At 52.4% G+C, this 26,771-nt stretch carries 11 protein-coding genes; 3 read left to right on the top strand and 8 right to left on the bottom strand.

Annotation, left to right across the window (positions count from 1 at the left end):
* Positions 1–61 precede the first annotated feature (61 nt).
* Positions 62–8,587, bottom strand: coding sequence for a GH36-type glycosyl hydrolase domain-containing protein (locus RDK48_RS09520; RefSeq protein WP_298997291.1), 8,526 nt, complete (start codon positions 8,585–8,587; stop codon positions 62–64).
* Between the two features lie 1,074 nt (positions 8,588–9,661).
* On the opposite strand from RDK48_RS09520, the gene RDK48_RS09515 reads away from it, so the two are divergent.
* The 3 genes from RDK48_RS09515 (at position 9,662) to RDK48_RS09505 (ending at position 11,955) form a co-directional block, all read left to right on the top strand.
* Positions 9,662–10,879, top strand: coding sequence for an ATP-binding protein (locus RDK48_RS09515; protein WP_298997293.1), 1,218 nt, complete (start codon positions 9,662–9,664; stop codon positions 10,877–10,879).
* Positions 10,880–11,244: 365 nt separating this feature from the next.
* Entirely contained in the window at positions 11,245–11,589 is a 345-nt protein-coding gene (locus RDK48_RS09510; protein ID WP_298997295.1) for a hypothetical protein, read from the top strand.
* Between the two features lie 144 nt (positions 11,590–11,733).
* A complete protein-coding gene (locus RDK48_RS09505; protein WP_298997297.1) occupies positions 11,734–11,955 on the top strand; it encodes a hypothetical protein in 222 nt (73 codons plus the stop codon).
* A 200-nt stretch (positions 11,956–12,155) separates the two neighbouring features.
* Here the strand turns inward: RDK48_RS09505 and RDK48_RS09500 are convergent, their stop codons facing one another.
* The 7 genes from RDK48_RS09500 to RDK48_RS09470 form a co-directional block, all read right to left on the bottom strand.
* Entirely contained in the window at positions 12,156–12,599 is a 444-nt protein-coding gene (locus RDK48_RS09500) for a hypothetical protein (protein WP_298997299.1), read from the bottom strand.
* A gap of 53 nt (positions 12,600–12,652) precedes the next feature.
* Positions 12,653–18,778: a hemagglutinin repeat-containing protein gene (locus RDK48_RS09495; RefSeq protein WP_298997301.1), complete on the bottom strand. Its 6,126-nt coding sequence runs from the start codon at positions 18,776–18,778 to the stop codon at positions 12,653–12,655.
* 111 nt (positions 18,779–18,889) lie between these two features.
* Complete coding sequence (locus RDK48_RS09490) at positions 18,890–20,578, bottom strand: ShlB/FhaC/HecB family hemolysin secretion/activation protein (protein WP_298997303.1); 1,689 nt, start codon at positions 20,576–20,578, stop codon at positions 18,890–18,892.
* A 961-nt stretch (positions 20,579–21,539) separates the two neighbouring features.
* A complete protein-coding gene (locus RDK48_RS09485; protein WP_298997305.1) occupies positions 21,540–22,100 on the bottom strand; it encodes a Fe-S-containing hydro-lyase in 561 nt (186 codons plus the stop codon).
* Entirely contained in the window at positions 22,100–22,939 is an 840-nt protein-coding gene (locus RDK48_RS09480; RefSeq protein WP_298997307.1) for a fumarate hydratase, read from the bottom strand. Before RDK48_RS09480 ends, RDK48_RS09485 begins: the two co-directional genes overlap by 1 nt.
* A 456-nt stretch (positions 22,940–23,395) precedes the next feature.
* Complete coding sequence (locus RDK48_RS09475; protein WP_298997309.1) at positions 23,396–24,817, bottom strand: sigma-54 dependent transcriptional regulator; 1,422 nt, start codon at positions 24,815–24,817, stop codon at positions 23,396–23,398.
* Complete coding sequence (locus tag RDK48_RS09470) at positions 24,814–26,553, bottom strand: transporter substrate-binding domain-containing protein (protein WP_298997311.1); 1,740 nt, start codon at positions 26,551–26,553, stop codon at positions 24,814–24,816. Before RDK48_RS09470 ends, RDK48_RS09475 begins: the two co-directional genes overlap by 4 nt.
* Positions 26,554–26,771: the final 218 nt, after the last annotated feature.

The raw sequence follows: 26,771 nt of genomic DNA, 5'->3' as shown, positions 1-26,771 counted from the left end.
TTACATATATGCGCCCATTCAACACCAGTTGATACAATCAGGCAAAATATGCAAGTATTGTTTATTGTTGAACAACAACAGATACTTCATGTTCCTGTTGGTCATCAACCAAAGGAACAAGCAAGTCATTTTGAGCAGCTCCATCAAGTGTGATGGAAAAGTTCTTGCCTCCGGCATATTCCTGAGTGATTTTTATGTGATAGACCGCACTAAGATGGCGATAATGGACAGTGCAGCAGTCCCAGTTCGCAGGCAGGCAGGGCACAATTCGCAAGGCGCCATTTTCGATGTTGATTCCCAAAAGAGATTCCAGCATCAACCGGTACATCCAGGCGGCTGAACCCGTATACCATGTCCAGCCGCCGCGCCCAACAAGGCCGGGGGCGGCATAAACATCGGCGGCAGCCACATAGGGTTCCACTTCGTAGCGCGCCACATCCTCCGCAGTTTTGCAGTGATTTACCGGATTGATGATGTTGAAGACTTCCCATGCACGTCTGGAATCACCCATCTGGGCAAAGGCCATAGCCGCCCACACGGCTGCGTGGGTGTATTGGCCGCCGTTTTCGCGCACACCAGGCGTGTATCCACTGATATAGCCGGGGTTGGGAGCCTGCACATCAAAAGGTGGTGTAAACAGCGTTACCAGTTTGTCCTCGCGTCGCACAAGGTAATCATCCAGCGCCAGCATAGCCAGTTTGACATGCTCCGCACTCCCTGCTTTTGAGAGTACCGACCAGCTTTGCGCTATGGAGTCGATACGGCACTCACTGTTTTCTGCCGAGCCCAGGGGGGTGCCGTCATCAAAATATGCGCGCCGATACCATCCGCCATCCCAGCCGTGAGTTTCGATTTTGTCTTTCAACACCGCCAGCTGACCTGTACATTCCTGATAAAAAGGCAAATCACCGCGCGCTGCCGCAAGGGGACCAAACCTGGAAAGCACATCGTAAAGGAAAAAGGCCAGCCAAACGCTTTCACCTTTTCCACCAGCGCCAACCTTGTCCATTCCATCATTCCAGTCGCCAGAACCCATAAGCGGCAGCCCGTGTGCGCCAAATTTTAACCCATAGCGGATTGCCAACACACAATGCTCATAGATTGTTGCCGTGATTCCTGAATCGGAAGGCTGGTCGTAATAGGCATCTTCATCGTCCTTGAGGGGCCGTCCTGTGATCAAGGCAACCTGCTCGTCCAGTATGCCGGTATCCTGAGTGGAGCTGACATAACGGCAAACTGCCTGGGGCAACCAGAGATAGTCGTCCGAACAGTGCGTGCGCACCCCTCGCCCTGACGGCGGATGCCACCAGTGCATGACATCTCCCTCTGCAAACTGCCGCGATGCGCATAAAAGTATCTGTTCACGCAGCAAATTGGGTGCGGTATGCACAAGGGCCATTGCGTCCTGCAACTGGTCGCGGAATCCGAATGCACCGCCAGACTGGTATATGGCTCCGCGCCCCCACATCCTGCAGGCTATGGCCTGGTACAGCAGCCAGCCGTTGGCCATCACGTTGAAAGACGTATCTGGTGTTTCCACATAGGCAGAACCAAGCAGGCGATCCCACTGCCGCCAGACCCTGCTCAGGGATTCCTGCGTTGCCTCCGCTCCTTTAAACCGCATGGCAAGTTCTCTGCATTCATCTTTGGATTTCCCGACTCCAAGCCTGAATGTAATGACCCTCTCTTCGCCAGCGGCAAGAGTGAACGGAACCTGAATAACGGCACACGGGTCCAGGCCAACGCCGTTTCGGCCAGAAAGGCGGCTGCGCCCCATGGCCGCCGGATTATCCAGCGAGCCATTGCGCCCCAAAAATTCAGCGCGGTCGCAGCTCACAGATTTAATGCTGTCATCTGTGCCCCAAAATGCCGTTCGGCCAGGAAACTCAGAATTGTAGGAATTGCAGGCAAAAACTGTCCCGCTCATCTGGTCAACTTCTGTGGCTATGTGCATACGTGTTTTCTCCGGCAAATCGCCCAGAACCCACGCCACATAGCCCGTTGCCGACAGCCTGCGCGGTATTGACGACACATTTTTCACCGTCAGCCGCATGCATTTTACCGGGGCGTCCACATCAACATGCACAAGAAGCTCTGATTGTATGCCGCGTTCCGTATGCTCAAACACGCTGTAGCCGAATCCGTGCCGGGTTGTGTACGGTGTTTTGCCTCGGCATGGACGGGGGGTTGGAGACCAGAAGTAGCCGGTGTCGTTATCGCGAATATAGAAAGCCTCGCCCCTTGAATCACCCACGGGATCGTTTGACCATGGGGTAAGGCGGTGCTCGTGGGCATTTTCGCTCCAGGTAAAGGCGAGCCCTGTTTCCGAAATAACTGTTCCAAATTGTGGATTAGCGAGCACGTTGGCCCATGGAGCAGGTGTTGCCTGGCCCTGGGCCGTAATTATGACATATTCCCGCCCATCGGGAGTAAAACCACCCAATCCGTTAAAAAGTATAAGGTCATTGCGCGGGGCAGGCAGGGCGCTCTCCATACGGGAAGCTCTTGGCCCGTCCGACAGTGCGAGATAGGGAATTGTATTGACTGGCGCTATGCGACCTTTTACCAGTTGCGCCAAAGGACCTTTGTCGTCTGTGATGATGACCCGGGCAACTGCCTGCATCAGGATTCTGTCTTCTTCAACTATGCGATCCGAGGAAAGGACGAAAATCCCCCCCGGTTTCCCAAGGCTACTGCCATTTCCCTCTGCAATAAGCCCCATGATCTGGTCATGCAGAAGCTGCCTGTATCCGGCCTTGTCTTCATTCCAGATTACCAGGTCAACCCGTAGTCCTTTAAGGTTCCAGTAGGTATGCGCTCGCAAAAGCTGGCGGACAAGCTCGATATTATCAACGCTTCCTATCCGCAACAGCAGTATGGGAAGGTCGCCGGACAGCGTGTACCCCCAAAGTCCGGACTGCCCCTTGCTGTTTTGCACAAGCAGAGAGCTTTCAGCACGCAGTTGCGCATTGGCGTATAAGATTGAGTCTGCCAGACCGGTATAAAGTTGCGCCTCCACCTCGGTGGCGTGGATCTGGCGCAGCAATATTTGACCACGCACCCAGGCCATACGGGAAACACGGTCGGCAATGCCCTTATCCCGGTATTTTTCAATGAGGGCCATGGCTGTTGCCCGTGATTCGCCCACGCCAGAAACAACATCAATTATTGCAGATTGCCCGGACTCAAGCGTGATGCGGGTGCGCACAGAAACAACCGGGTCAAGCACGGCCCCTGCACTGTCAGAAAGATCAACAACATCCCTGTCCATTGCCCTTGGTTTTTTTATGGTGCGCTCACGGCCAATAAATTGGCGTCTGTTGGTTTCGTAAGAAATGGCGTCAACAGGCACGCCATGAACGGCCATCATGTGCAGCATGCAGGGGTTATTTTCTTCTTCAGACCGGGCGCGGCGGGTGCATAGAATTGCAAACTGATCTTCAACTATTTCGGTCTGGACAAAAAGATTGCTGAATGCAGGATGCAGGGCATCAGCGGCGGAAGGAGCAAGAACCACCTCGGCAAAACTGGTTATGTCGAGGGTTCGCTGTTCCAGAGAATTGTTAGTGATCTTTGTTCGCCGCAGTTCAACATCGTGTTCTGGCGAAACCGCAATGTCGGTATGCACATCGTACTTAAGGTTACGGCAATGAAATTCGGCTCGACCTTCTGCAAAAATCACCTTGAAATGTTCAGTTCTTACCTGAGTTGGCTGAAAGGTAGTAGACCAGTATTCTCCAGTGGCAAGATCGCGGATGTAACAAAACGTACCCCAGTCGTCGCACGTCGTATCTTCCTTCCACCTGGTGACAGAAAGGTTGTTCCAGCGACTGTACCCGCCGCCGGCATTGGTTACCATGACATGATACCTGCCGTTTGAAAGCAGCTGAACCTCTGGCTTTGCAGTGTGTGGCGAACCGATGATGCGCGTTGCACCCTTTACAAAGCTGTGAATTGCGGGAACACCCGACCGTGTTGACGTGCGCACATAACTTGGAATTGCTTCCGGAGCCCGTTCCTGCAAAACCAGTATGGCGGATTGAAACTGTGGATCGCTCTCAAACCGTTTTTGCATGGGGTAATCGAGCAGCAATGCCTCCAGAGCAAGCAGGCTCATTCCTTGATGATGCGCCATGTAGGAACGCACGATCTCGAATGTTTCCCCCCTCGGTAATCGCGATTCGGTATAGTCAACGGCCTCGTACATGCCGTAATCACCTTCTACGCCTTCTTGTGAAAGACGTTCAAGGTTCAGGCAGGCATCGCGTGGAGCTATCATGGCGGCCAAGGCCGAAGCGTACGGAGCTACAACCATATCTGCGGTCAGATCGCGCTTGATACCTAGCCCCGGTACGCCAAAGGCCTTGTACATGTAGTCAGCGCGCGCATCGGTCATGCAGTAGCCGCTTTCAGATATCCCCCACGGCAAACCGCATTTTTTTCCATACTCGATCTGAGCGGCAACAGCAGCTTTACAGGACTGGTCAAGCAGGCTGTTTTCATAAAAGGGCATTACAAGAAGCGGCATCAAATACTCAAACATCGAGCCGCTCCAGGAAAGGAGCACCGGCTTTTGATCTGTGGTGGTTGCCAAAAGCCGCCCAAGAGAAAACCAGCTTTCCTGAGGCAGATGCCCCTGAGCGATGCCCACAAATACTGCCAGCCTGGCCTCAGAGGCCAGAAGGTCATAATAGCTTGCATCCCTTCTGTTTTCATCCGTATTGTAGCCGATGGATAGCAGCTTACGCTTGGAATCATAAAGGAAATCATACTCAAGGCATGACAGACCAGTACACTGCTCCATCATCTCCGCTATCTGTTCAAGGCGCGCCCTGGCCTGGCGGCTGCCTGCACCAACAAGCACTGCGAGTTCAGCAAAAAGCTGCTGCCTTGACGGGTCGTTCTTCTCCTCGGCGTACAATGCCAGGCGCGGCAACAGGGCATCTTCAAGTGCGGCGATTTCAAACAGGGTGAGGTGAGCGTCAAGCATCTTAAAATCTTGCAGATCAGCAGAGGACACGCCCTGAAGCGATGTCCAGGGCATAAAAAGTGTAAGCTCGTCCAGCGCATCCTGCAATTTGAGACAAAATGTTTCCTGCACGATGCCGCCGTACTGCTTTTTCTCCTTGTCAGAAGCCATCTCGCTCTGGATCATGGCTGCAGTTGCAGATGCTTGCAGGAGCTCAAGATCTTTTCTGACCTGAATTGCAGACGGCGAAAACGACTGAACAGCCGCAGCCAACTCAAGGCTGAGAGTGTCCAGTTGTGAATTTGCAACCTCATCATGGGGCTTGGGGGCGGTTTCAGCCAGGATGGCAAGCGTTTTTTGCAGGTCTTTAAAAAGCAGCGGATGACTTACTCTTTTTTCCACAAATTCCTGCAACCCTGCGCGCAAAACCAAAAGGTGTCCAACCATGTTGCCACTGTCCACAGACGATACGTAGCGCGGCGACAGAGGTGCCAGAGACTGGGTGTCGTACCAGTTGAAAAAATGGCCTTTGTATCTTTCAAGTTTTTCCATCACGGACAGGGACTTTGATGTGCGCTCCAGAAATGCCCCAGCGGTTATGAAACCGAAGTCATAGGCCGAAAGATTTGCCAGCAGCGCAATGCCCATATTGGTGGGTGAAGAACGGTGGGCTATCCTGCCAGTGGGAACTTCCTGATAGTTGTCTGGTGGAAGCCAGTTGCTTTCAGAACCGGCAAAGGTTGCAAAAAACTTCCAGGTTTTGTGCGCAATTCTGAACAGAAAAACAGTTTGCACTGGGGTGAGCTTTTCCTGATGCCGCTTAAGAGGAAGGCTCGACCACCAGGCCATGACCGGAGAAAAAAACCACAGCAAGCAAACAACGCCAGCCAGGGCAGTGTTTGCTGCCATACCGTTGCCCAAAGCAATGCAGGCAAGCATAACCAGAACGGCGATTACTGGCCCGGCCCACATGGCAGCCACGGTTTCTCTAAGGTGAGCGGGAGCAGCGCTGCCAGAACAAACCGATACATTCCACTGAAGAAGGCGTTTTTTTGAAGCCATCATTCGCCAGAAACTGCGAAAAATGGCATCCAGATTTGAGGCTGCTTCAACAGGCAAGTAGAGCAATGCCTCTGCAGGTTGAGAAAAATGCCCTGGAATTTCAGAAAACTGAAGCGCCATGTGACGCCTGAAAGACGTGTCCTCCGGCTTGTGGAGCATGGCAACGACAGCTTCAAGCAAGGCTGGCAGAAACATGGAGCCAACCACCAGCGAGGTCCATTGCCACGATAATGGCAGCATGGCCCACCCGGAGATCAAAAGCAGTATCAATGCGGCAGGGGTCAAGCTGCGGCGCAGATTGTCAAAAATTTTCCAGCGCGAGAGTAATGAAAGGGGATTCTTGTGCACCTGCCCATCGCCTTCGGTGACGCGAGGCAACAGCCAGCTTATGATCTGCCAGTCTCCGCGAATCCAGCGATGACGTCTTGCGGCATCGGTAAGATATGCCACGGGGTAATCTTCATAAAAAGAAACATCACTCAGTAGGCCAGAGCGGGCAAAGCAGCCCTCAAGAAGGTCGTGACTGAGCACCTTGTTATCAGGAAAGCGCCCGGACAGCATGGTGGCAAATGTATTCAGGTCGTAAATGCCCTTTCCGATGTATGAGCCTTCGCCAAATACATCCTGGTAGCAGTCAGAGACTGTGCGCGTGTATGGGTCAATGCCGCTCTTTTTACAGTTGAAACGGGCATAGCGCGAACGGTTGGCCCCGGCCAGGCTTGGCTCTACGCGCGGCTGTAAGATGCCATATCCGTTTATTACACGCTTTTTATCCTCATCAAATCGCGCGCGGTTCAGCGGGTGAGCCATGGCCCCCACAAGCTGGCGGGCAGAATCTCGGGGCAACTGCGTATCTGCATCAAGCGTTATAATGTAGCGAACACGCGAAAAAACCGCCCTGTCACCCTCAACAACCGAAAAGACATCCGGGGCTCTGCCGCATAAATAATTGTTGAGTTCCTCTATCTTGCCGCGTTTGCGTTCATGCCCCATCCATATTCCTTCCTGAGCATTCCATAAGCGGGGGCGGTGAAAAAGAAAAAACGGGGTATAATTTTCTGTTGCATATTTGGCATTAAGCTCTGCTGCCTTTTGCCGGGCCATACGGACGAGCAGTTTGTCGTTGGGGGCGGTTTCCGTTGCAGAATCAGAAAAATCCGTGAGCAATCCAAAATATAAGGATGTGTCCTGATTGGCCAGAAAACGCACCTCAAGGTCATCGAACAAGCGCTTGATGGAATCTTTGCTGGTGAGCATTGCTGGCACAATAACCAGAGTCAGAAAATGTTCTGGCAAGCCGGCGGAAAAATCCATTTTGAGAAGAGGTTTGGGATTGATGGCAATGGAGGCAATTTTATTGGCAACAGCCAGGGCCAGGTGGCAGGCTACAATGATAATTGGTAAAAGGAATAGAGAAGCCCATAAATTATGTACGCCCTGTGCCATGGCGACAAAGGCGAAAGATACTGTAAAAAATAGCGTTAATAAAATGATTGTAGATATATACAGAGGGACGCGTAAATATTCAGCCGCGCGTGCAAGGGTCTGCACTGGGCCGAAATGGGCAGATATGGCAGTTTCAAGCCGAGGCTTGCCTTCTGCAGTCAAATAGCAGCCAACATGCGCGGAGCGAGCATTTTTGCCATGCTGGGTCATGCCTTCGCGGGCAAGATCAATGGCTTTCTGGGCAATCTCGTTCTCTGTCAGCTGGCTGCACCTCGCCATTCTTTCTATAATAGTGCGGCAATAATTGCGCGAATTGAAGTCCATAGCTGCGTAAACTTCTGCAGGGTCATTACGCAACGTGCCTTCAACCACACTTACAGAATCGACAAAGCCTTTCCAGTCAACAGATTCAATGGCTCGCAGGCTGTTGAAACAGTTGCTCATGGAAAGCTGGCTGGCAGCCTGCATCTGGTTTTCCACATGCACAAGCTGGTCGATCGTTTGACCCGAGTCAGCAAGTTGTTGCTCAACCCATGTGAGTGGTAGCGCCAGGGAGGGGCCCATGCCTTTGAGCTGGCGGCTGAACTCGGCGACAAACGAGCCCGTAAGTGATGGATTTGACCGCGCCATGTCCGCAATTACCATGATCAGGTCTTTGGGAGAGGCCGCAGCAGTGCGCGTCAACTTGCTGGCCCAATGCACCGCAAGTGCACGGTCAGTTCTGTATGCAGCTATGAGAGCGGTGATATGTCTGATGTTTTCTATGAGAGCAAAGCGAAACATGATGGGAACAGCCCATAATTCTCCCATAGTGAGCACAGAAACGGTTTGATAGGAGGACAGGACAGCTGTCACAGTTTCAGCATTCACCCGCCCGTCACTATGCCATATAACTTCCTGGGCAATGTCATAGGCACGGGGCAGCCCCGCAGAAAATCCCGTGGTCAGGTGGGGCAGTTCCCGACTGTAGCCCTTGGGCAAGTGCCGCCTTACTGCGCGAATCTGCTCTTCAAGGATATAAAAATTATCAAGAAGACATTCTCCTGCGGGCGCTATCTGCACGCCGCTCCGCGCATCTTCATTCAGCAGGTTGTGCACAGACAAAAACATTTTTTCGCTGTCCACAAGCCGTGGAAGTAATATTTCCGGGTGTTTTTCTGTTGCAACACGGTGTCTTTCTGCCAGCAGCCTGCCGTGTACTCCAAGATGCTCAGTGCTGAATAGCTCAAGTTGATATGGCCCGACCTCTCCCGCGTACTTCCATGGCATCTGTCTTGCCTGAAAGAACGCCCGCGAGGCGGATAGTATCCCGAAAATTACCTTGCTGAATAGACTCATTACGAATAATTCCGATATGTTAAATGTATCTCGTTGTAATGTATGCTTAGTTGCTCCAGGCTATACTACCTCGTTAATCCCTTGCCGCCTGTCATGCCGCAGGCGACTCACCGCCTAAGCCCTCCAACGTGCCAGATCTAAAGCAGAAGTTGTGCAATTGAGAAAATATTGGGGATAAATATTCAATAATAATGCATGTTATTTAATTGTTAAAATAAATTTTCTGACTATTTTTATCTTTTATAAACAATTTATATAATACAGTACACAAATTAATTTTATATTTTTTTTATCTAAATTTGACGTATAAAATGAGAACACTATAGAATTTATCTACTTCAGCTTTTTTACAATCAAATATTACTAATAAGCCATGATCTTATTAGGATATGTTTCTCAAAAAAAGAAAGAGAAGAGGTGCAAAGGATCAACGCCAAAAGTATTTAGAGGCGTGAGGGGTGACAATCTGCAGCGGCGTGACAAGGTTCTCTCCGCTGAGCGAGCAGGGCGTGTGCTACGCAATTTCTGCTATAAGGACAGCTAGGCTACCATGCTGACTAGTTTAGCTACAGGAGAGCCTCATGCTAGGGCTATCCGAGGTGTAGCTGGGAGTACAACGCTTGGTTAACCTGCAATATCCGCCTAAAAATCCTACCGGCAGGTAGTCGCGACTGAATGGTAGATGTAGGTGTGTGGCGATATTTTTGTCCCATTGGCTGGCATTTACCATGTCATTTAAAAAATATTTGATACGCTTAATAGTTTTATGTACTATGATAATTTTTATATCTGCAATAAAATACACTACTATTTTAGATAGTAAAATTATAATTTATGAAATAAATAGTGACAATAGTAATTATGAGATTAAAATATAAACACTATAAAAATGTTTATATGGCAATATTTTCGTTTTTACATGCAAATTTACTCACCAATTCCGAAAACAATTGCCCCACACAATATTACAACCAGGGGTTCATTTTGGATAAAATAATACTAGACACGCCCTCTCCAGAAATTTGCGCCAGCAAAATCTTTGAAGCCAGCGGTGCAAAATTCGATGCGGATGTAGCGACGGATCTTTGGCAGAAAATCATGCAACATAAGTGGGTTCTGTCTGAAAGACTGAATCGGGATGTCGGCTTCAAGATTGCCTGCACCGACTTTCTTGAGAACATAGGGACGGATGAGGAACTCTCTACGCACAATCAGGAAAAGCTTTTGGTGCAGATGGGCGCGCGCACCATCAGCAGAGATATTTGGGATACTATCTCCGACACACAACCCCCCAAGCAACTGATTCACAAGAGGATTATACTCCCCTTGGTCGAGGGGGCTCTTTCACAAAAGTATGGCGTCATTCCGCCTAAAACTATCATTTTTTTTGGCCCTCCCGGTACGGGCAAGACCCATTTTGTCAAGGCAATGGCCGGGAGACTGGCGTGGTGGTTCATAGAAATCGCACCAAGCATGCTTATGGTCGACGGTGTAGACAAAATTGGGGCACATCTGCGGGCAATAATGGAAAAAGCGCGAAGTTTGGATGAAATTATTCTTTTCATTGACGAATTTGAGGAATTCGCAGGCAGCCGGGATAGCGCAAATCGAATCGACAGATCCATTACCAACGAATTTCTCAAACAGGTGCCACTGATAAAGAGCCAACCAAACAAGGTTCTGCTCGTATGCGCAACAAATTACATCCGTCAACTGGATGCTGCGCTGCTACGGCCGGGGCGCTTTGATTGCATCATCCCGGTAGGAACTCTGGATGACGATGGAAGAAAAACAATTCTGGAATACTATTTGGCAAAGATGAACTGTGGAGCTGTTGATGTTGACCATATTGTAAGCTTGACACCCAAATTTACCCCCGCAGATATTGAGTATCTATTCCAAATTGTTGCCCAGTATGCCTTTGAAGAAGAATGCGAAAGAGGGGCAAACACGCCTGTGACCACAGAGATGATTGCTGAAAAAATTGCTTCTTTCAGACCGTCTTTGACGGAAGAAATGATTACAGAGTTTAGAGAAGATGTCGCAATTTATTCACGGGTCTAAGTCATGTGAGTCATTGCGGAAGGCTTTTATGCGCTTTACGTGTTGAAGCTGGCCGGCGTGACCGTCTACCCCTCCCGCAGAAATATGCACATATCTGCCGCACCAAAGAAAAGCCCCGGCCACTCCAATGGCCGGGGCTTTTGCTGCTTAGCGCCAGAGGAATGCAAGATCAAAAACAAGGGGGTTTGGCCGATATGTTCTAATTTATATATGTATATTATTTGTGATGAACACTAATAATCGCTTTAGTGCGGCTGACGGGCGAAATTAATTACACATAAGAATTATATTTATTATAAATTATGAAGACAGTATTTTTTTGTCATGGTAATGTATAAATAGTCTAAATACAGGTAGGAGAATTTATGAATTATCTATTTAAGTTGGCAGACGTGGCACTCAAGAGTGTCGGCAAAAAGACATTCATCCTTGAAGATGGGCACAGTATGACAATTTTTCCATCAGGTGATGGAAAAACAATGAAAATTGATATTGACGACGGGGAATCGTACAAGACTAGGGGAAGTAACAGCTTTGTCTCGCAGATAGTAAAGATTTTAAAAAATAGGGGGTTTGCATGGTGGGATGAAACGAAAGAAGGACAAGACTATGTTTACAGCGTTCTTTCAATGTATGAACAATTTGAAGACGTTCACCAGGAAGAACTCCAGAATATGCCCGGCAACAAAAGTTCGCTTACCTCCCACTAATGAATCGTATTCGTCCATGTTTGTAAAAATGTCCAGCACTTCACAATTTAGTCTATTTCATTATTTTTTACTTGGGTTACACGGGTCAAAAACCTCCTTCTTAGTGGGGTATCCCAGGCTAGAAAGAGGAATGGAGAAGCATCAATGAATATAAGCTTAAAACAACGTGCCGAGATGGAACGTCTTTTGTCTAATTGGAAAAAGTATCTAGATAGTATTCCACCAGCCTCGGATGAATTGAAGTTGCACAAGGGGCTTGGAATGAACACCGCTATCGTAAAAAAAGATCATTTTAACTGGGTGTTGAAGTCTTTTGTTCATGACATGAGGACGCGCCTTGATGCGCTGCCGAATAAGCATCGGTAATGGTAAAACTAAGGTCGGGGGACTGGAGCTTTTGCGAATCTTCGTTGCTGCCTGCCAATGTGCATTGCGCCCACCCCATGCGCACACATCCGTTGAGCCTCAGTCAGTTCAGCAAAAAATTGAGGCATAGCACGCTAGCTTAAATTGCACTGCTGCTATTCGTTTCTATAGGCAAGCGCTGGCAATTGCCGGGGAATTTTTTATTGAAATCTCATATATTTGCAATTTGTGATTATGCCGTCCTTATTAACTATAAAGTTCATTACAGCATAATAATCAACATTGATATGCATTGGTGACAGATTGAACGCAGGAGCATCGACGCCAATAGATTCATCTTGATTGTAGTAGTAGTAGTATGCATAAACACGTCCACCGTCAGGGAGTTCTTTATACACTTCATCTGAATGAAACTTTCCTCCATTATAGTCGCCGTTAACACAGTAGTTGATATATTTCTGCACTACAAATGCGTACATGCCTTGGCGGGCATTCATATGTTTTGGCATCCAGAGTGTAAATCCATCAGTGTCAACAAAATTTTCAGGATATCGGCCAAACAGACCGCTTTGACTTCTGTCTGGTAGAGGGCCGCAGGCGCAGAGCAGAGCGAACAGGCAGAGGAGTGCAATATTTTTGTGCATGGAAGTTCTCACTTTTTATTGTTGAGACAGTAGGCAGCATGCACTCTGGTGCATCACTTTTTGTTGGTTGATGGGGAGGGGGAGGAAAGCATCTCCCTAAATCCATTTAGGAGAAAACCCAAGGGATCACTACGAAGATCCCGCCATGCTTGTTCCGCAGCTTTAGAGTTATTGTTTTCTGGCGCGTTGCTATCAGCCCCACCGTTGCCTTTGGCTTCGTCCTTCTTTTTATCGCCACCTGTCAAACCCGAGAATATCCGCTGAAAAAAACCGCTCGGGTTAGTCGCTACTTCATGCAGCGAATTGAGTATGTTGGTGGACAGGTTGGGATCAAGGGCTTTGTCCACATAGCTGAAATCTGGTTTCAAAGTTATATCCCAATCCGAAGTGGTTTCTGTACGCATGGCATTATTGGGGTCACGGTTCAGGCCGTCCAGTGACTGGCCGGGATTATTGCGCACAGTGATATCCCCCTTGCCGATAGTGGCATAGGCCGTTTGGGTAGTTTCCCGATGGCTATAGGAAAATGCACCCGGTGAAGCATTGTGAAGGGTCTTCTCTTTGAAGCCTTTCCAAGCATCCTTCCAGTCTTTTTGGTTGTTGACCAAGGTTGTCATCCACGGACTCGCACCTTCATAGAGTTTGGGGGCGTTTTCATCTTCCTTGGGGGTGCCTGACTTCTCAGGCGGGTTTACTGGATCGAGTTTATTAGCTTGTCCTTTTTGGCTGGCGTCACCTTTATCTGTAGCAGAACCTTGCCCCCCCTCTTTTTCCGGCGTAAAGGACCGCGCCCAGTTGATGCCCGCGCTGACGCTGGTTTGTGTCGTTTTACCCACGATATTTTCGTAACTCAGCGAGCCTGTGTTGAGCTTGAGGTTGTCGTTGAGGGCGGCAATGATGGCCCCGGCCACATGGGTATTGTTTTCCGTATAGATGTTTACGCTGTTGCTGCCCAAGATGGAGGTCTGCTCGCCAACGGTGCGGCTACGGCCAGTGTTGTATTCAAAGCCGAGGCTTGCACCCTGTTTCACTTGGACATTTGCCCCATAGCCCACGGTTGCCTCAGCGCCCACGTTGAAGCTGTTGCGGTTGAACGAGCTGGAATCCTGCACGCTGGAAACGTTCAGGTTGCGGCCCACATGCATGTCAACATCCTTGCCTGTCAGGTTGCCGCCAGCCACGCTGGTATCCTGCCCGGAAACAGTGATCAGCTTTTCCCCGGCGACCAGCTTGGCATTCTTGTTGGTATGGGAGGTTCCGTCAGTTACCTCACCGCCAAGAGCCAATGAACCCTTTATGCCCAGAGAGTAGCCGCCCTTGCTTGCCGTCGCCGCAATGCCCGCGCTGGCGTCAATTTTGCCCGAATCGCTGGAGTAGCTTTGCGAGGATTGCGCGGCGGTAATTTTGATGTCCCGCCCTGCGGCTATGGTCAGATCTCTATCGGCTTGCGCCTGCGTACCCTGCATGCTCACATCGCGATTGGCGGCCAGCGACATGTCGCGCCCGGCGCGCAGCTCTGACCGCACTGCCGTGGAAGAATAGCTCTCGCTGCTCTTCCACGATGAGCTAACGCCCACGGTCAAACTGGCCTCGCCCTTGGGGTCGGTGATGGCTTGCGCGGTGTTGTAGGCCTCATATGCCTGCTGGCCCGCGCCGATTACGTTTGCTTCCTCCGCATTGCTCACGGCCTGTTTGCCCGCCGCATAGGCGTTTTTGGCAGTGGTGGTGACAGTTTGCGACAGGGTCAGGCTAAGCCCGGCGCGCAGCCTTTTTTCGTAATTGCTTACGCTTTCGGTTTCCGTAGCCTGCAAGATATTGATATCCTTGCCAGCGGCCATGTTCAAATCCTGGTTTGCGACCAGTTTTGAGCCGGACATGTTGACGTTTTGGCCCGCTTTTACGGTGAGGGTGTTTTTGGCCGCAATCTGGCTTGCCGTGTTTGTTGTCTTGTCGCGGTCTTCGCCCTTGCCCGTCTGCTGGTAGCCAAGGAAGAAGCTGGTTTTGTCCAGACCAAGAATGCCCTCCACGCCGAATCCCGATGAAAATTTCTCCTTGCTGGACGAACTGGTGTTGGTGCCGCCCAGAATATTGGCGTCGCGGCCCGCGTTGATGGTAACGTTGTTGCCTGCCGAGAGGCTGGAGCCAACAACGGATGTATCGCGCGAGGAGGCAACAGTTATGTCCTGCCCGGCCGTGAGATTTGAGCCCACGCTGGTACCCCGCGCGTTTTGCTCCCGCTTGCCCTCAGTGCCAAAAAAGCTGCTGAAGGTGTCGCCCCCGCCCAGGCCGAAGCCGCTCTGCTTTTTGTACGACCATGAAGCCGACTGATTGGCGGCGTCGAGCACGCTTACATCGCCATTGCGCGCTGTGAGGCTGAGGTTTTGCTGGGCGATGAAGTTGGAGGCCGCAATGCCCACGCTTTTGCCAGCATCAAGGGTAATATTTTGCCCCAGAAGGTTTGACGCCACCTGCGTGACAGAAGAACTGCCGCTGGCCTTGGAAGATGAGCTGAGACCCAATGCGCCCGTGGTGGACTTGGTGGAGGCAAAATAAGAGCTGTTTTGCCCGGAGACCACGTTGATATTGCCAGAGGCCAGCACCGAGAGGTCTTGCGCGCTGACAAGGTTGGAGCCCACAACCGTGGCATGCCCAAGCCCGGTTACGCCCGCCGCAAGGGTAAGGTTGCCGCCCGCGCCGACTGTGGAAGCCTTGTTGGTGTGGTAATCCTGCGTGACCGTTTTTTTGGAGCTGGAGGAGAACAATCCGCCGTTGCCGGATTTGGTTTTGACAAACGAACTGAAGGTATCCTGCACCGAGACGACAGAGAGGCTCTTGCCAGCCGCCAGCACGGCATTGCCCCCGGCAACTACCTGCGAACCTGCCACGGTCATGTCATTGGCGGCGGTCATGGTGAGGTTGCCGCCTGCGGCCACGGCTGAGCCGGTGTGCGTTACCCGGTCTTCACGGCTGTGGACGCCGTCGCCCAGATGGAATTCTTCCGTAACCGTGCCAACGGTCATATTTCGTCCGGCCTGCAAGGCAATGTCGCCGCCAGCATTCAGGGTGCTGCCCGTGATGGAAACATCGTTGCCAGCCACGGCGGTTACGCTGTTTTTGGCCTCAATGCCCGCCTGCGCCAGCACATGGATGTTGGCTGCATTGCCGGGATCTCTGGTGGTAAGGGTTTGTGAGGTTATGTTGTTGCCGGCCTGCATGGCAATGTTGGTGCCCTGCATAAAGCCGCTGCTGTTGCTGATGTTGTTCAGCGCCGTAAGATTCAGGTCGCCGCCGCGCAGCAGGCCGCCAGTATTGCTGATATCGACAGAGGCGATGTTGACGCTGCCGCCGCTTATGATCCCTTCGTTCAGCACTCCCTTGCCCGCGTTGATGTACACATTTTTGGCCTGAACGCCGCCCCCGGCGGTGATATCCTCCCTGGTGGCCGATGCCAGATACACATGGGGCACAAGCACCTTTTGCCCCATGTATTCCTCCTCCACCAGCCAGACCATATCTTGCGTAAGGGCTGCTGCCTGCGCCGCTGTGAGGGCCACGCCAGCCGTCAGGTTCAGATCCTTCTGCTGGGCAACCGCCGCGTCCATGAGCCCGCGCATCTGATCCGCATCGGTGCTGTAGCCGCCAAGAAAACGCCTGCCCGTGCTTTCAAGAATCTGTTGCTGCACAAGGCGTGTTTCATAGAATGCATCGCCCAGCAAAACCACCTGCTGGCGCTTCTGATCCAGCCCAACGCGGCTGAGAAAGTAATCCGAACCATAAAAATTGCCCAGATTGGTGAACCGGGGGTCGGTTACTATCAGATAATGGTGGCCAGGCGAGTCTACGGCGTGGAACATGGGGCTGCCGGAAAATGGATACCCCTTGCTGGCAGAATTGCTGTTGGGCTGGGAAATGCCTTGTCGCTGGCTCAAATTGCTAAACGTGCCAGAAACGTTCATGTACAGGCCTGAATTGGCGGAAAACACCGCAGGCGAGCGCCCTATTTCGGTGAACTCTTCCTTGTACGAGCGAAAGTACTCGCCGGTAAAGTCATCGTCTGAATCCCAGCCCTTCATGGTTTCACGGGTAGTCTTGGTGTGTTGCAGCACGCCGTCCTTGTTTACGGCATTGCCCGCCGTAGCGGAAAGATTCTTACCCGCCGCAATGGTGCTGTATTCGTTGTTAAGAAAATCAGCGCCAATTATGATGTCCCCACCCGCCAGCATCTGGCTTGAAGGTGAATCCTTGAGAATGTAGTCGTTATATTCGTTGACGTAATACCACAGTTGCCTTCTGTCGCAGCCGTGCCCAAGAAGTGCCGCGTTGCATTCATGCCAGGAATATGAGGAAACGTGATTTCCCCGCGAGGCAATTTCAAATTCTCGTTTCTTGTTTTCTACTGTAGCGGCATTTATGCTTAACGTATCCCCGGCTGATATTGTGCCTGAAATATTGCGCACTACGTTGGAACGCGTATTGCCCATGTATGTGATGGCAATATTGCGCCCGGCGTATATTTCGCCGCCATCGTTGAGCAGCAGACCTGCCGTGGCCAGTTGCTGATCTCTTGCGGCATAGATCACGCCGCCAATGTTGCTCAGGGTTGTTGACGAGATTGCAACATCCTGCCCGGCGGAAACAAATCCGCCTCGCAAGATCATGTCGTCAGAGGTAACGATCAGGTCATTCGCTGCGGCAATGCTGCCTGTGGCGTCCACCGTGGCGCTGCCTGCCTGAAATTGGGCATCCGCAGCAGCGCGCAACACGCTGTCCTGCACTTCCATCAACGCGGCTTTCACAGCCAGATTGGTGTACGCTTCTACGGTGGATTTTCCGGCAACGGTCAACTGGCGCACGTCCAGGCCAAGGTTCTGCCCCTGCACCAGACTGTCTGACAAAAGGTAGGTTCCGCCAGTCAAAAGCAGGGCATCCTGAACGGATATGGTTGAAGATCGCACATTGGCTGTATTGTTAACCGCAATGCCCACGCTGCCGCCAGAAAGCACCTTTGCCTGATTGGCCTCCAGCGTGTCGGCAACAATGGTTGTTTTGCCATGCTGCGTAAGCCCGCCGGAAGAATCCACGCCTGAAACAACCCTCGCCCCTGGTTCCAGAGCCAGAGCGTTTGCCTGTATGGATAGATTTTCGCCAGCAGCCAGTACGCCGGGGGTGGAAACACTTGGCGCGGAGACTCCGAGGCTTTTTGCCGCCGCCGCGCTTTCGTCCACACGGATTTCCGTATTGCTTGCAAGCATGGCATCACCGCCCGACGAGGCTTCGCGCAGGCGCAGCTTGCCATCGGCGGTAATAACCATCTGGTCTGCGCTCTGCACCGTGCCCTCAAGGTTGACGCCAACGCCTTTTTCTGTGGCGACAAGGGTTATGCGGTTGGCGTACATGCCGCCAAGGGCAGAGGAGTCAATGGCAACCTGCGGCTTGGGATTGGCAGGATCATCCGCCAGCGGCGTAACCGTGCCATCGGTGGCAATGTTGTTTCTGCCAGCCACTACCGTGACGTTTTTGCCGCGAACCTGGGCCTCAACGGAGGCGGTGCGGGCCAGCAGGGTAAAGGCATCGGTATTGTCCGCATTTATGCCAGCGCCTTCAATGCTGATATCGCCGCGCTGCACTTCGTGCCCGGTCAGCGCCCCGGCGGGGTTTACCTGCGGCACGCCGGTGCTCAGCGTTGCGCGCGGCACATTGATGAAGCCGCCGCCGTTAACCGTGATGCCGTTGGGGTTTGCCAGAATAACATCCGCAGGGCGGCCGCCCACTTCAATGTAGCCCTCGATACGCGAACGGTTGGCGCTTGTCACCTCGTTGAGAATGGTGCTGGCCTCGCGGGAAGAATCGCCGTGGAAATTGGGATTGCCCGTAATGATGCCGCCAATCTGCGTATTAACAGTCCGATAGCTGTTGTTGAGAATCAAGCCCTGCTGGTGCACATTGAAGTCTGAATACTGGTTGTGCGAAAGCCCCGAGCTGTTGGGCGCGGTAATATTGACGAGCGGAACACCGTTGGCCGAAACATCCATGGATGGGCGCTTGCTGCCGGGCGCGTTGGGGTCGGGGGTTACCCCGCCCGCAGCAAATGCGGATGCGGCAAAAATGGGGGAAAGAATCAGTTGCGCCGAAAGTATGGCGCACAATGCCACGGAGTGTATTGGTGTACGGTATTCCATGATGATTCCCTGAGTGTAAATATCAGGCAAATTGAGCCTGAGCTATTCCAAACGGTTGCTCTGCTTCGTACCGCAGGCATCAGGTGGCTGCGGCATCTGCCAGTGCTGGCGTTAAAAGGTGTAACGCACGCTTACTGACCAAACATCGCCCTTATCCTGCACGTAATCCGGCGCTGTCAGCGGTTTTGACCACGATGCCTGCACCGAAAGCTTGCCGCTGGTGCGCACGCCGATGCTCATGCCTGTCAGCTCGCCCCATTCGTAGGGGTCTTTGCCATCACGGCTTATGCCCCCGTAGTCGTAGGCCGCGTAGAGTTGCACTGGCCCAAGCGGTGAGGCTTTCACAGGTTCCAGAATCTTTGCCGGAACAGTCCAGGCCAGTTCGTTGCGCATATAGCCCCCGCAATCACCGCCCACGGGTGTTTCGCGAAATCCGCGCACAGTGTAGGGGCTGCCCACATACAGGCGCTCCGCGCCGTACAGGGTTTGCTCGCTGGTTTGACCAAAGGCCGTAAGATTCCACGACCATTGCTGCTGGCCGATCTCGAATGGCCGCTGCCAGCCGACCGTGCCAGTGGTTTTGCTGAACCGCGTGTGGGGAGTGGTGGAGGTTTCCGGGCCGGGAACACTCCATGACATATTGGGAACGCCCCAGATCTGCTCCGCCTGGAGGGTCAGCACGCCGCCAAGTATGCGGCGCACATAACTGGCCGCAAGCCCTGTGGTGGTAAGCCGATAGCTGCTGGCCAAAAGACGCACGTCTTCAAAGCGGTTTTCCACGTCTCTGTATTGAATAAACGTGCCCAGAGAGAGCTTGCCGTTGCCGTCCCGCCAGATAACCCTGTCCAGTGCGAGGCGCATGGCAGAGGTGGTGCCGCTGCTGGTGTAGGCCTGATTCAATCCGTATATCTGCGTGGTGTAATTGAAGCGGCTGGCGCTGCCGCTGAGAATCCAATAGCCAAACGGGATTGAAAACAGCCCGGTGAAGCTCTCGCTCGCGCCTTCCCAGTCATTTTTGAACTGGCCGAAAACTTGGGGCATGGAACCTGTGTAATAGAACGAAAACTGGTCGTTGCAGCCAATGAAGTTGTCTTTTTCCAATCCCAGGGTGTATTCCGCACGGCCTGTCGTGTCCTGCCCCAGATTGTCGAAGCCGACACTGGGCCGCCACGTGCGTTCCTGCACGTTATCAATAACCACCTTGCTTTCGCCTACCTGCGAACCCGGCGCTATGGACATGGTGGCCCGGTTGGAAGGCAGGCGGTTGAGCTGATCCAGACCCTGCTCAATATCCCTCAACTGGAGAACAGAGCCTTTGACAAATGGGAAGATTGTTTTGAGCTGGCGGGCGTTCATGGTGGAACCGGGCGACATTTCAATAGATTCCACCCGACCCTCAATAACACGGATGTGTAGCACCCCAAGTGAAAGATCCTGCGGCTCAAGCACCGCCCGGGAACCCACATAGCCTTTCTGGACATAGGCGTTGGTGAGCTCTTGCAGCACCGTATTGATGCCGCCCAGCGTAAGGCATTGCCCCTCGTGCGCCTGCGTGATTGCCCGCACCTGGCGCGAGGAGAGCAGGGTGGCCCCTTCCACACTGATTGTCTTGATGGGTACGCAGGGGCCAGTTTCCTTAAGCGCTGGAGGCTGGATTGGCTCTGGCTGCTCTGTGGGCGGGGTAAGAAGCATCCTGCGGCGCTGGTTATCTTCCAGCTCTCGCAGACGCTGATCGTGTAACTCTGTAGCTCGATCAGGAGAAAAAGACGGCATGGGCGCGGCGGCATAAGCATTCTGCATAAACAACAGAATCACCGTGAGGCATACAGCTATTTTTTGCATCGCGGGTGTATACTAATAATCGATAATAGGTGCAACGATATGTAAATATTAGTTGATTGCTCGGTTTATTATAGGTATATGAAACTTATTAATAACTAGTGCAAATAAAAATTTATACCCGAATATTTATGTGTGGAAATGCGGTTCGATTATCGGCTGTTTGCTGTAATGAGGGCTGGCCTAGATTTAAAATGTATCTCAAACAACTGTTATAATTTGTTTTTATTGTTATGAATGCACAAGAATAGCAAGCCCGCCAGGCTGTGCGTCTGCGGGCTTGCTTCAATGCATGTGGGATTTAGAGTGGTGACAAGGGGCCACAAGCACTGCGGCTTATGTGAAGCCGCCTGACAAAGGTGTTGGTCTATGCCGCAAAAACTTGTGCTTTATGTCGGCGACAGTCCCCGTGCTATCGCTGTTTAGATATTGAGCCCGCTAGCCAAAAACAGCATGGGACTTTAAAAATCGTTCGGGCAGGTTTCCTGTGGGTCAACAGGGCATGCAGAACAAAAAGTGGCTTAACGTGTGCAGGTTACTTTTTCCGTAAAAGCGCGGAAGGGTAGAAGGGGAGGGCGTCAGGCCCACGGCTTGCCAATGCGCTCAAGGCACATCCGAAACTTCCGCGAATGCTCCAAGGATGTGCAGATATTTGCCCGTGGTTGTCTGTTTTTCGTGTCGCAGGGCGTGCTGGATGGCAAAGAGGTTCTTACCCCTGGGCTAGAAAATGGCGGCAGCCAGATGCGGGATGGCCTGAAACCAAAATGGTTTCACCTTGGCCTCGGTACAAGCCTTTTTATCTCAACAGGCAGGTCAAAGGTCTGCATTGGTGTTAGTGGGCCGCTGGCGCGGCATCGACAGACAAATCCATCGATGCCGCAAAAAAATCTCCGGCATGTAGCAGCGTTACTGCAACGTCTTTTTACGCTTGTCCCAGCGCCTCTTCCAGTTTTGGAACTGCGTACTGGTCGCCTCCGCGACAGTCATTTATGACAATAACCGGGAAATTTTCCACCACAAGTTCACGAATGGCTTCAGGCCCCAGATCATCATAGGCGATAACCCTGGCTTCCTTGATGCGCACACTCAGCAGCGCGCCCGCTCCGCCCGTTGCGCCCAGATACACGGCCTTGTGCTCGACCATGGATTTTTTCACGTCGGCCGAGCGCATACCCTTGCCTATCATTCCCTTGAGGCCCTGTTCCATCAGGCGCGGCGCATAGGAATCCATGCGGTAGCTGGTGGTCGGCCCTGCTGCGCCGATGGCGTAGCCGGGAATGGCAGGAGACGGCCCAACATAATAGATAACTGCGCCCTTGGGGTCGAAGGGCAGGGGGTGCCCTGCGTCCAGAGCTTCCACAAGGCGCTTGTGAGCGGCATCGCGCCCCGTATAGATGACGCCTGTCAAATACACGGTATCGCCAATACGCAACTGTTCCACTGCTTCATCAGAAAGCGGAGTGGTCAAATAATGTTCGGACATTAGAGCGTAACCTCCTTGTGGCGAGAGCTGTGGCACTGAATGTTTACGGCAAGAGGCAGGCTGGCCAGATGACAGGGAACGACAGATATTTTGACCCCAAGGCAGGTGGTATCGCCGCCAAGCCCCATGGGGCCGATGCCCAGGCGGTTTATGGATTGCAGCAAATCGGCTTCCATTCCGGCGACCTTGGGATCAGGGTGAACATCATCCACTTCTCGCATGAGAGCCTTTTTGGCGTTGATAGCGGCCAGCTCAAAGTTTCCACCAATGCCCACGCCCACCAGAATAGGCGGGCACGGATTGGAACCAGATTCCGCAACGCGCCGGATGACAAATTCGCGAATGCCTTTCCACCCTTGCGCCGGAGCCAGCATGGTGACGCGCGACATATTCTCGGAACCGCCCCCCTTGGCCATCATGGTGATCTTGATTTTGTCACCGGGAACAAGGTCAAAATGGATAATGGCAGGGGAGTTGTCGCCCACATTCTGACGGGTAAAGGGGTCGCACGTGGATTTGCGCAAAAAGCCGTCCTTGTATCCCTGTACCATGCCTGCGTTGATTGCTTCGCGCAGGGTGCCGCCCTCCACACGCACGTCTTCCCCTGCTTCAACAAAAAACACGCCAAGGCCGCAGTCCTGGCAGAGGGGCAAACCTGTTTTGGAGGAGAGGGCCGCATTGTCCACCAGTTGCGCCAGAATTCCCCTGGCGGATTCCAGGGATTCGCTCTTTTCGGCCTTTGCCAGTGCATCCAGAACGTCATCTGGCAAATAGCGACCTGCCGCCATGCACATGGAAGCCACAGTGTCCACTATCATTTGTCTTGGTATAGTTCGCATATTGTTTTCGCGCTCCGTTAAGGTTGCAAAAAGGTTATCAGCAAAAGGTAGCTGCACGAGTACGCATAATCACCTTGGGAAATCAGGATTCCTGCTTAACTCGCCGATGCTTTTTTCCGTTCCATTGTTTTTGTTGCTCACCGGGGCCGAGTAACATCCCAATCATGCAGGGCGAATGATGCAAAAGCGTCCTGCATTACCGATATATGCAGCGCAAGATTGATAATGTGGAAAAGCATGTTTGATGCCATAGTCCAATTTTTTTGTAACAATCTTAAATGTAATACTTTTTAAAACATCCAACCCCTATAAAAAAATCTCCGCCATAACGTAAGTTATGGCGGAGATGGAACAGTAAGAGAGAACCCGCAGCCCCGTTTGCTTGTGTCTTTTATAACAAGCTGCATTGGAGCATTCTAAAAGTTATACGTCACGCAGCCAGAAAACTGCAGATTGTCAGCTCTGGTCAGCAACTTCCCGAGATGATTTGAGTCTTTTGGAAAGAGCAGGCTGAGAGATGCCCAATAAGCGAGCGGCCATGGTCTGATTTCCCCCAGCCCTGAGCATTGCTTCGGAAATCAGCAGCTTGTCCGCCTCGGCAAGGCTGGGCAAATGCTCGCACACGGCAAAGGGATTACCTGTGGCCTCAAGGGATGCCAAGTGTGAAGAGTTGCATCCGACAATGGCCTGAATGCCGATGGTAGACAATTCCGGGCCGTTGCTGAGGCTTACTGCATCATAAATCATGGCCCGTAGCTCGCGTACATTTCCGGGGAAGGCATATGCCGACAGATATTCTTCCAGACCTGAAGGAATGTCAGGCGCAGTTTTGCCCATGGTTCTGGCTGCTTCTGCAAGAAAATGCCGCATCAAAAGGCCGATGTCTTCAGCGCGTTCGCGCAGTGGCGGAATATGCACATGGTGGGTGCGCAAGCGAAAGTACAGATCGCGCCGAAAACGTCCCTCTGTCTCGTCTACAGCCAAATCACGGTGCGTGGCCACAATGATGCGGGCGTGCAGACGTTTAGGCTGATCCGCGCCCAAGGGATAATATTCGCCTTCCTGGAGCAACCGCAAAAGCTTCACCTGCGAGGACAGGGAAAGGTCGCCTATTTCGTCAAGAAAGAGCGTACCCCCGGCGGCCTCTTCTATCATGCCTTTACGCGGTGTAGCCGCTCCGGTGTACGCGCCGCGCACATGCCCAAAAAGCGTATCGGCAAAAACGGCATCATCAAGCCCGGCAACATTAACAGCCACCAATGGACCGTCACGCCCGCTGATGGCATGGGCCGCCGCAACCAGGTTTTCCTTCCCGACGCCAGATTCACCAGTCACAAGCAGGGGCTGGGGGCTTTTGGCGACAGCTTCAATGTAGGCGAAAACGCCGTGCATTGCCCATGAACGGGTGATAATGGAGGCAAAGGCTTCAGGGTGCTGTGCCCCTCCCGCTACGAGCCTGCTTTTTACTTCAAGATTTTCCCTGCGCAGTTCTAGCATCCGTATGGCGCGCTGCACGCCGCCCACAATGCGGTCTTCCTCATCGGTCTTGATGTAGTAGTCAAACGCGCCAAGCTTCATGCAGCGCACGGCAGTGTCCAGCTGGCTGACCCCGCTGATGATGATACAGGCAGTTTCAGGAAACTGCTCGGCAATGGAGGCCAAAATCTCCTCGCCGGAAATATGGGGCATGGTCAGGTCAAGAATCACGAGGCCAATATTGCCCTTGCTTAGCAGCGGCAAGGCCTTGCGGCTGTCATCACACAAAAAGACATTTGTGATGCCTGCCGATGACTCCAGCGTCAGCGAAAGGGCCCGCAACCATGCGGGCTCGTCATCCACTATGAGAATACCGAAATCCGGATTAAGGGCAGAGTTCATTGGTCGCAGTTCTCCTTGGCCGCAGGAATTGTCAGTGAGGCTTTGGTCCAGCACCCCGGGCATGATTCAAAAGTCAGCGTACCGCCGTGTTCTTTCAGAATGCCCGCGGAGACGGACAGCCCCAGCCCTGTGCCCCCGGTTTCACGCTTGGTGGTAAAAAAAGGGTCCGTCAGATGCTGCAGCTGTTCAGGATTGATGCCTGTTCCCTCATCCCGCACGCACAAATCAACAACAGCCTTTACCGGGTCGTAGTGCGTGGTTATGGCAATCGCCCGCGACTTGTCCGGCAGGGCCTGACAGGCATTGAGCACCAGATTGACCACAACCTGCTCTATGCGTTGCGAGCTGCCCCACACAAAGGGCAAATCGTCCTCGTAACTGGCGGAAAAGTGGTCGGTGTGCTTGCGGATGGTGGATTCAACAAGGCGCACGGCCTTGCGCGAGGCATCGTTTATGTCGATGAGGGACTTCCCCACCCCTTCTTCACGCCGTGCGAAATCTTTAAGATCATTAACAATGCGCTTTATCCGCAACGCGCCTTCCTGCATTTCGTCGAGCATCATGGGCAGTTCGTTGCGCATGCGCTCATAAGAAATGCCGCCCAGTGTAAACGATCCTTCGCGCTCACGCAGTTCATCAAGCATGCGCGTCACATCGGCCAATACTCTGCGAAGAATTGGAATATTAAGAAGGATCAGTCCATTGGGATTATTTATTTCATGGGCAACACCAGACACAAGTATGCCCAATGCCGCCATTTTATCGGCCTGCACCAGTTGGCGCTGGTTACGCGAAAGTTCATCAAGCGCCATGCTCAGCGAGCGGGTACGCTGCGCCACCTGCTTGCGCAGAATATGCGTCCACAGCACCACACCACCAAGCACTATCAGCAGGGGCACAATAATCGCCCCGGCATACAGGGCCACTGTCTCCCACCGAACTTTCCCGGTCTCCAGCACTCCCAGCCATTTGTCGTGAATCGTCTGATAGCGCCCGGTTTCACGCAGGATGGCCAATCCTTCGCTCAGACGGGACATGAGCATTTCATTGCCCTTAAGCGCTGCGTACCCATAGCGCACCGACGCCACAGAACTGACCACAACGTAAAGGTTGTGCAGTTTGTTTTCCCGGATAATGTAATTGCCAGGCAAAACAGCCACTACGGCGTATTCGCCCTGGCCAGAGGCCAACAGACGCAGCCCGTCGGCAGGGGTGTCTGTAAGAATCAGATCCTGTGCAAACCCTTTGGAGGCCAACACCTCATTCATGTAGCCAGCTCGATGGACTATAACTTTTTTTCCCTCAAGCTCATCGAGTGAAGAAACCGGAGGAGTGTCCCTGCGCGCAAAGATGGCATGGTTGACAATGGTATGCGGAACGAAATCCAAATACCTGGAACGATCTTCGGAAGAGGTCATCCCCTGAAGCATGTCCAGATCTCCCCGTTTGAGAGCTGCCAGTTCAGAAGACCAGCCGCCGAGGCGGAACTCAACCTGCATACCCATTGTTTCTGCGACCGCACGGGTCAGGTCAACATTGAATCCGGCGGGCTTGCCGCTTTTGTCGAGGAATTCATAGGGCGGGTAGTCACGGTCACCACCAACAAGCAAGGAGCGCAGAACCCCGGGGGGATCTGCGGATGTATCATTTTCACTATATTCCACTGCCGCGGTGTTTGAAACAGCAGCAGGAAGAAGCAGGAGCGCCAGAAGAATGCGTACCAATAGTGCAACCATGGTTATTCCTGCCGTGTTTTTTTTAAAGCGTCAACTCATTAACGTATTCCATGCTGCATGCATGGCACAGAATACAAATCGCTGCATGCGCGCAGTGTGGAACAACGCGTATAGCCGCTGAAAAAAGCCATTTTACAGAAGGGGGCAGTATGGCTTGCCCCCTTCTGTGAGGGCTACAACAAAACAGGCAATAGTTTTGTTCCTGGCCTCCAATGGTG

Origin of the sequence: uncultured Desulfovibrio sp., assembly GCF_902477725.1 — a bacterium.
Classification (GTDB): domain Bacteria; phylum Desulfobacterota; class Desulfovibrionia; order Desulfovibrionales; family Desulfovibrionaceae; genus Desulfovibrio.
This window is presented reverse-complemented; position numbering and strand designations above follow the sequence as displayed.

Bases quoted from the DNA above. Each gene is read 5' to 3' on its own strand.
- RDK48_RS09485 (WP_298997305.1), bottom strand. From the start codon at position 22,100: ATGTCCGAACATTATTTGACCACTCCGCTTTCTGATGAAGCAGTGGAA.
- RDK48_RS09475 (WP_298997309.1), bottom strand. From the start codon at position 24,817: ATGAACTCTGCCCTTAATCCGGATTTCGGTATTCTCATAGTGGATGAC.
- RDK48_RS09480 (WP_298997307.1), bottom strand. From the start codon at position 22,939: ATGCGAACTATACCAAGACAAATGATAGTGGACACTGTGGCTTCCATG.
- RDK48_RS09500 (WP_298997299.1), bottom strand. From the start codon at position 12,599: ATGCACAAAAATATTGCACTCCTCTGCCTGTTCGCTCTGCTCTGCGCC.
- RDK48_RS09490 (WP_298997303.1), bottom strand. From the start codon at position 20,578: ATGCAGAATGCTTATGCCGCCGCGCCCATGCCGTCTTTTTCTCCTGAT.
- RDK48_RS09510 (WP_298997295.1), top strand. From the start codon at position 11,245: ATGAATTATCTATTTAAGTTGGCAGACGTGGCACTCAAGAGTGTCGGC.
- RDK48_RS09495 (WP_298997301.1), bottom strand. From the start codon at position 18,778: ATGGAATACCGTACACCAATACACTCCGTGGCATTGTGCGCCATACTT.
- RDK48_RS09470 (WP_298997311.1), bottom strand. From the start codon at position 26,553: ATGGTTGCACTATTGGTACGCATTCTTCTGGCGCTCCTGCTTCTTCCT.
- RDK48_RS09520 (WP_298997291.1), bottom strand. From the start codon at position 8,587: ATGTTTTTGTCTGTGCACAACCTGCTGAATGAAGATGCGCGGAGCGGC.
- RDK48_RS09505 (WP_298997297.1), top strand. From the start codon at position 11,734: ATGAATATAAGCTTAAAACAACGTGCCGAGATGGAACGTCTTTTGTCT.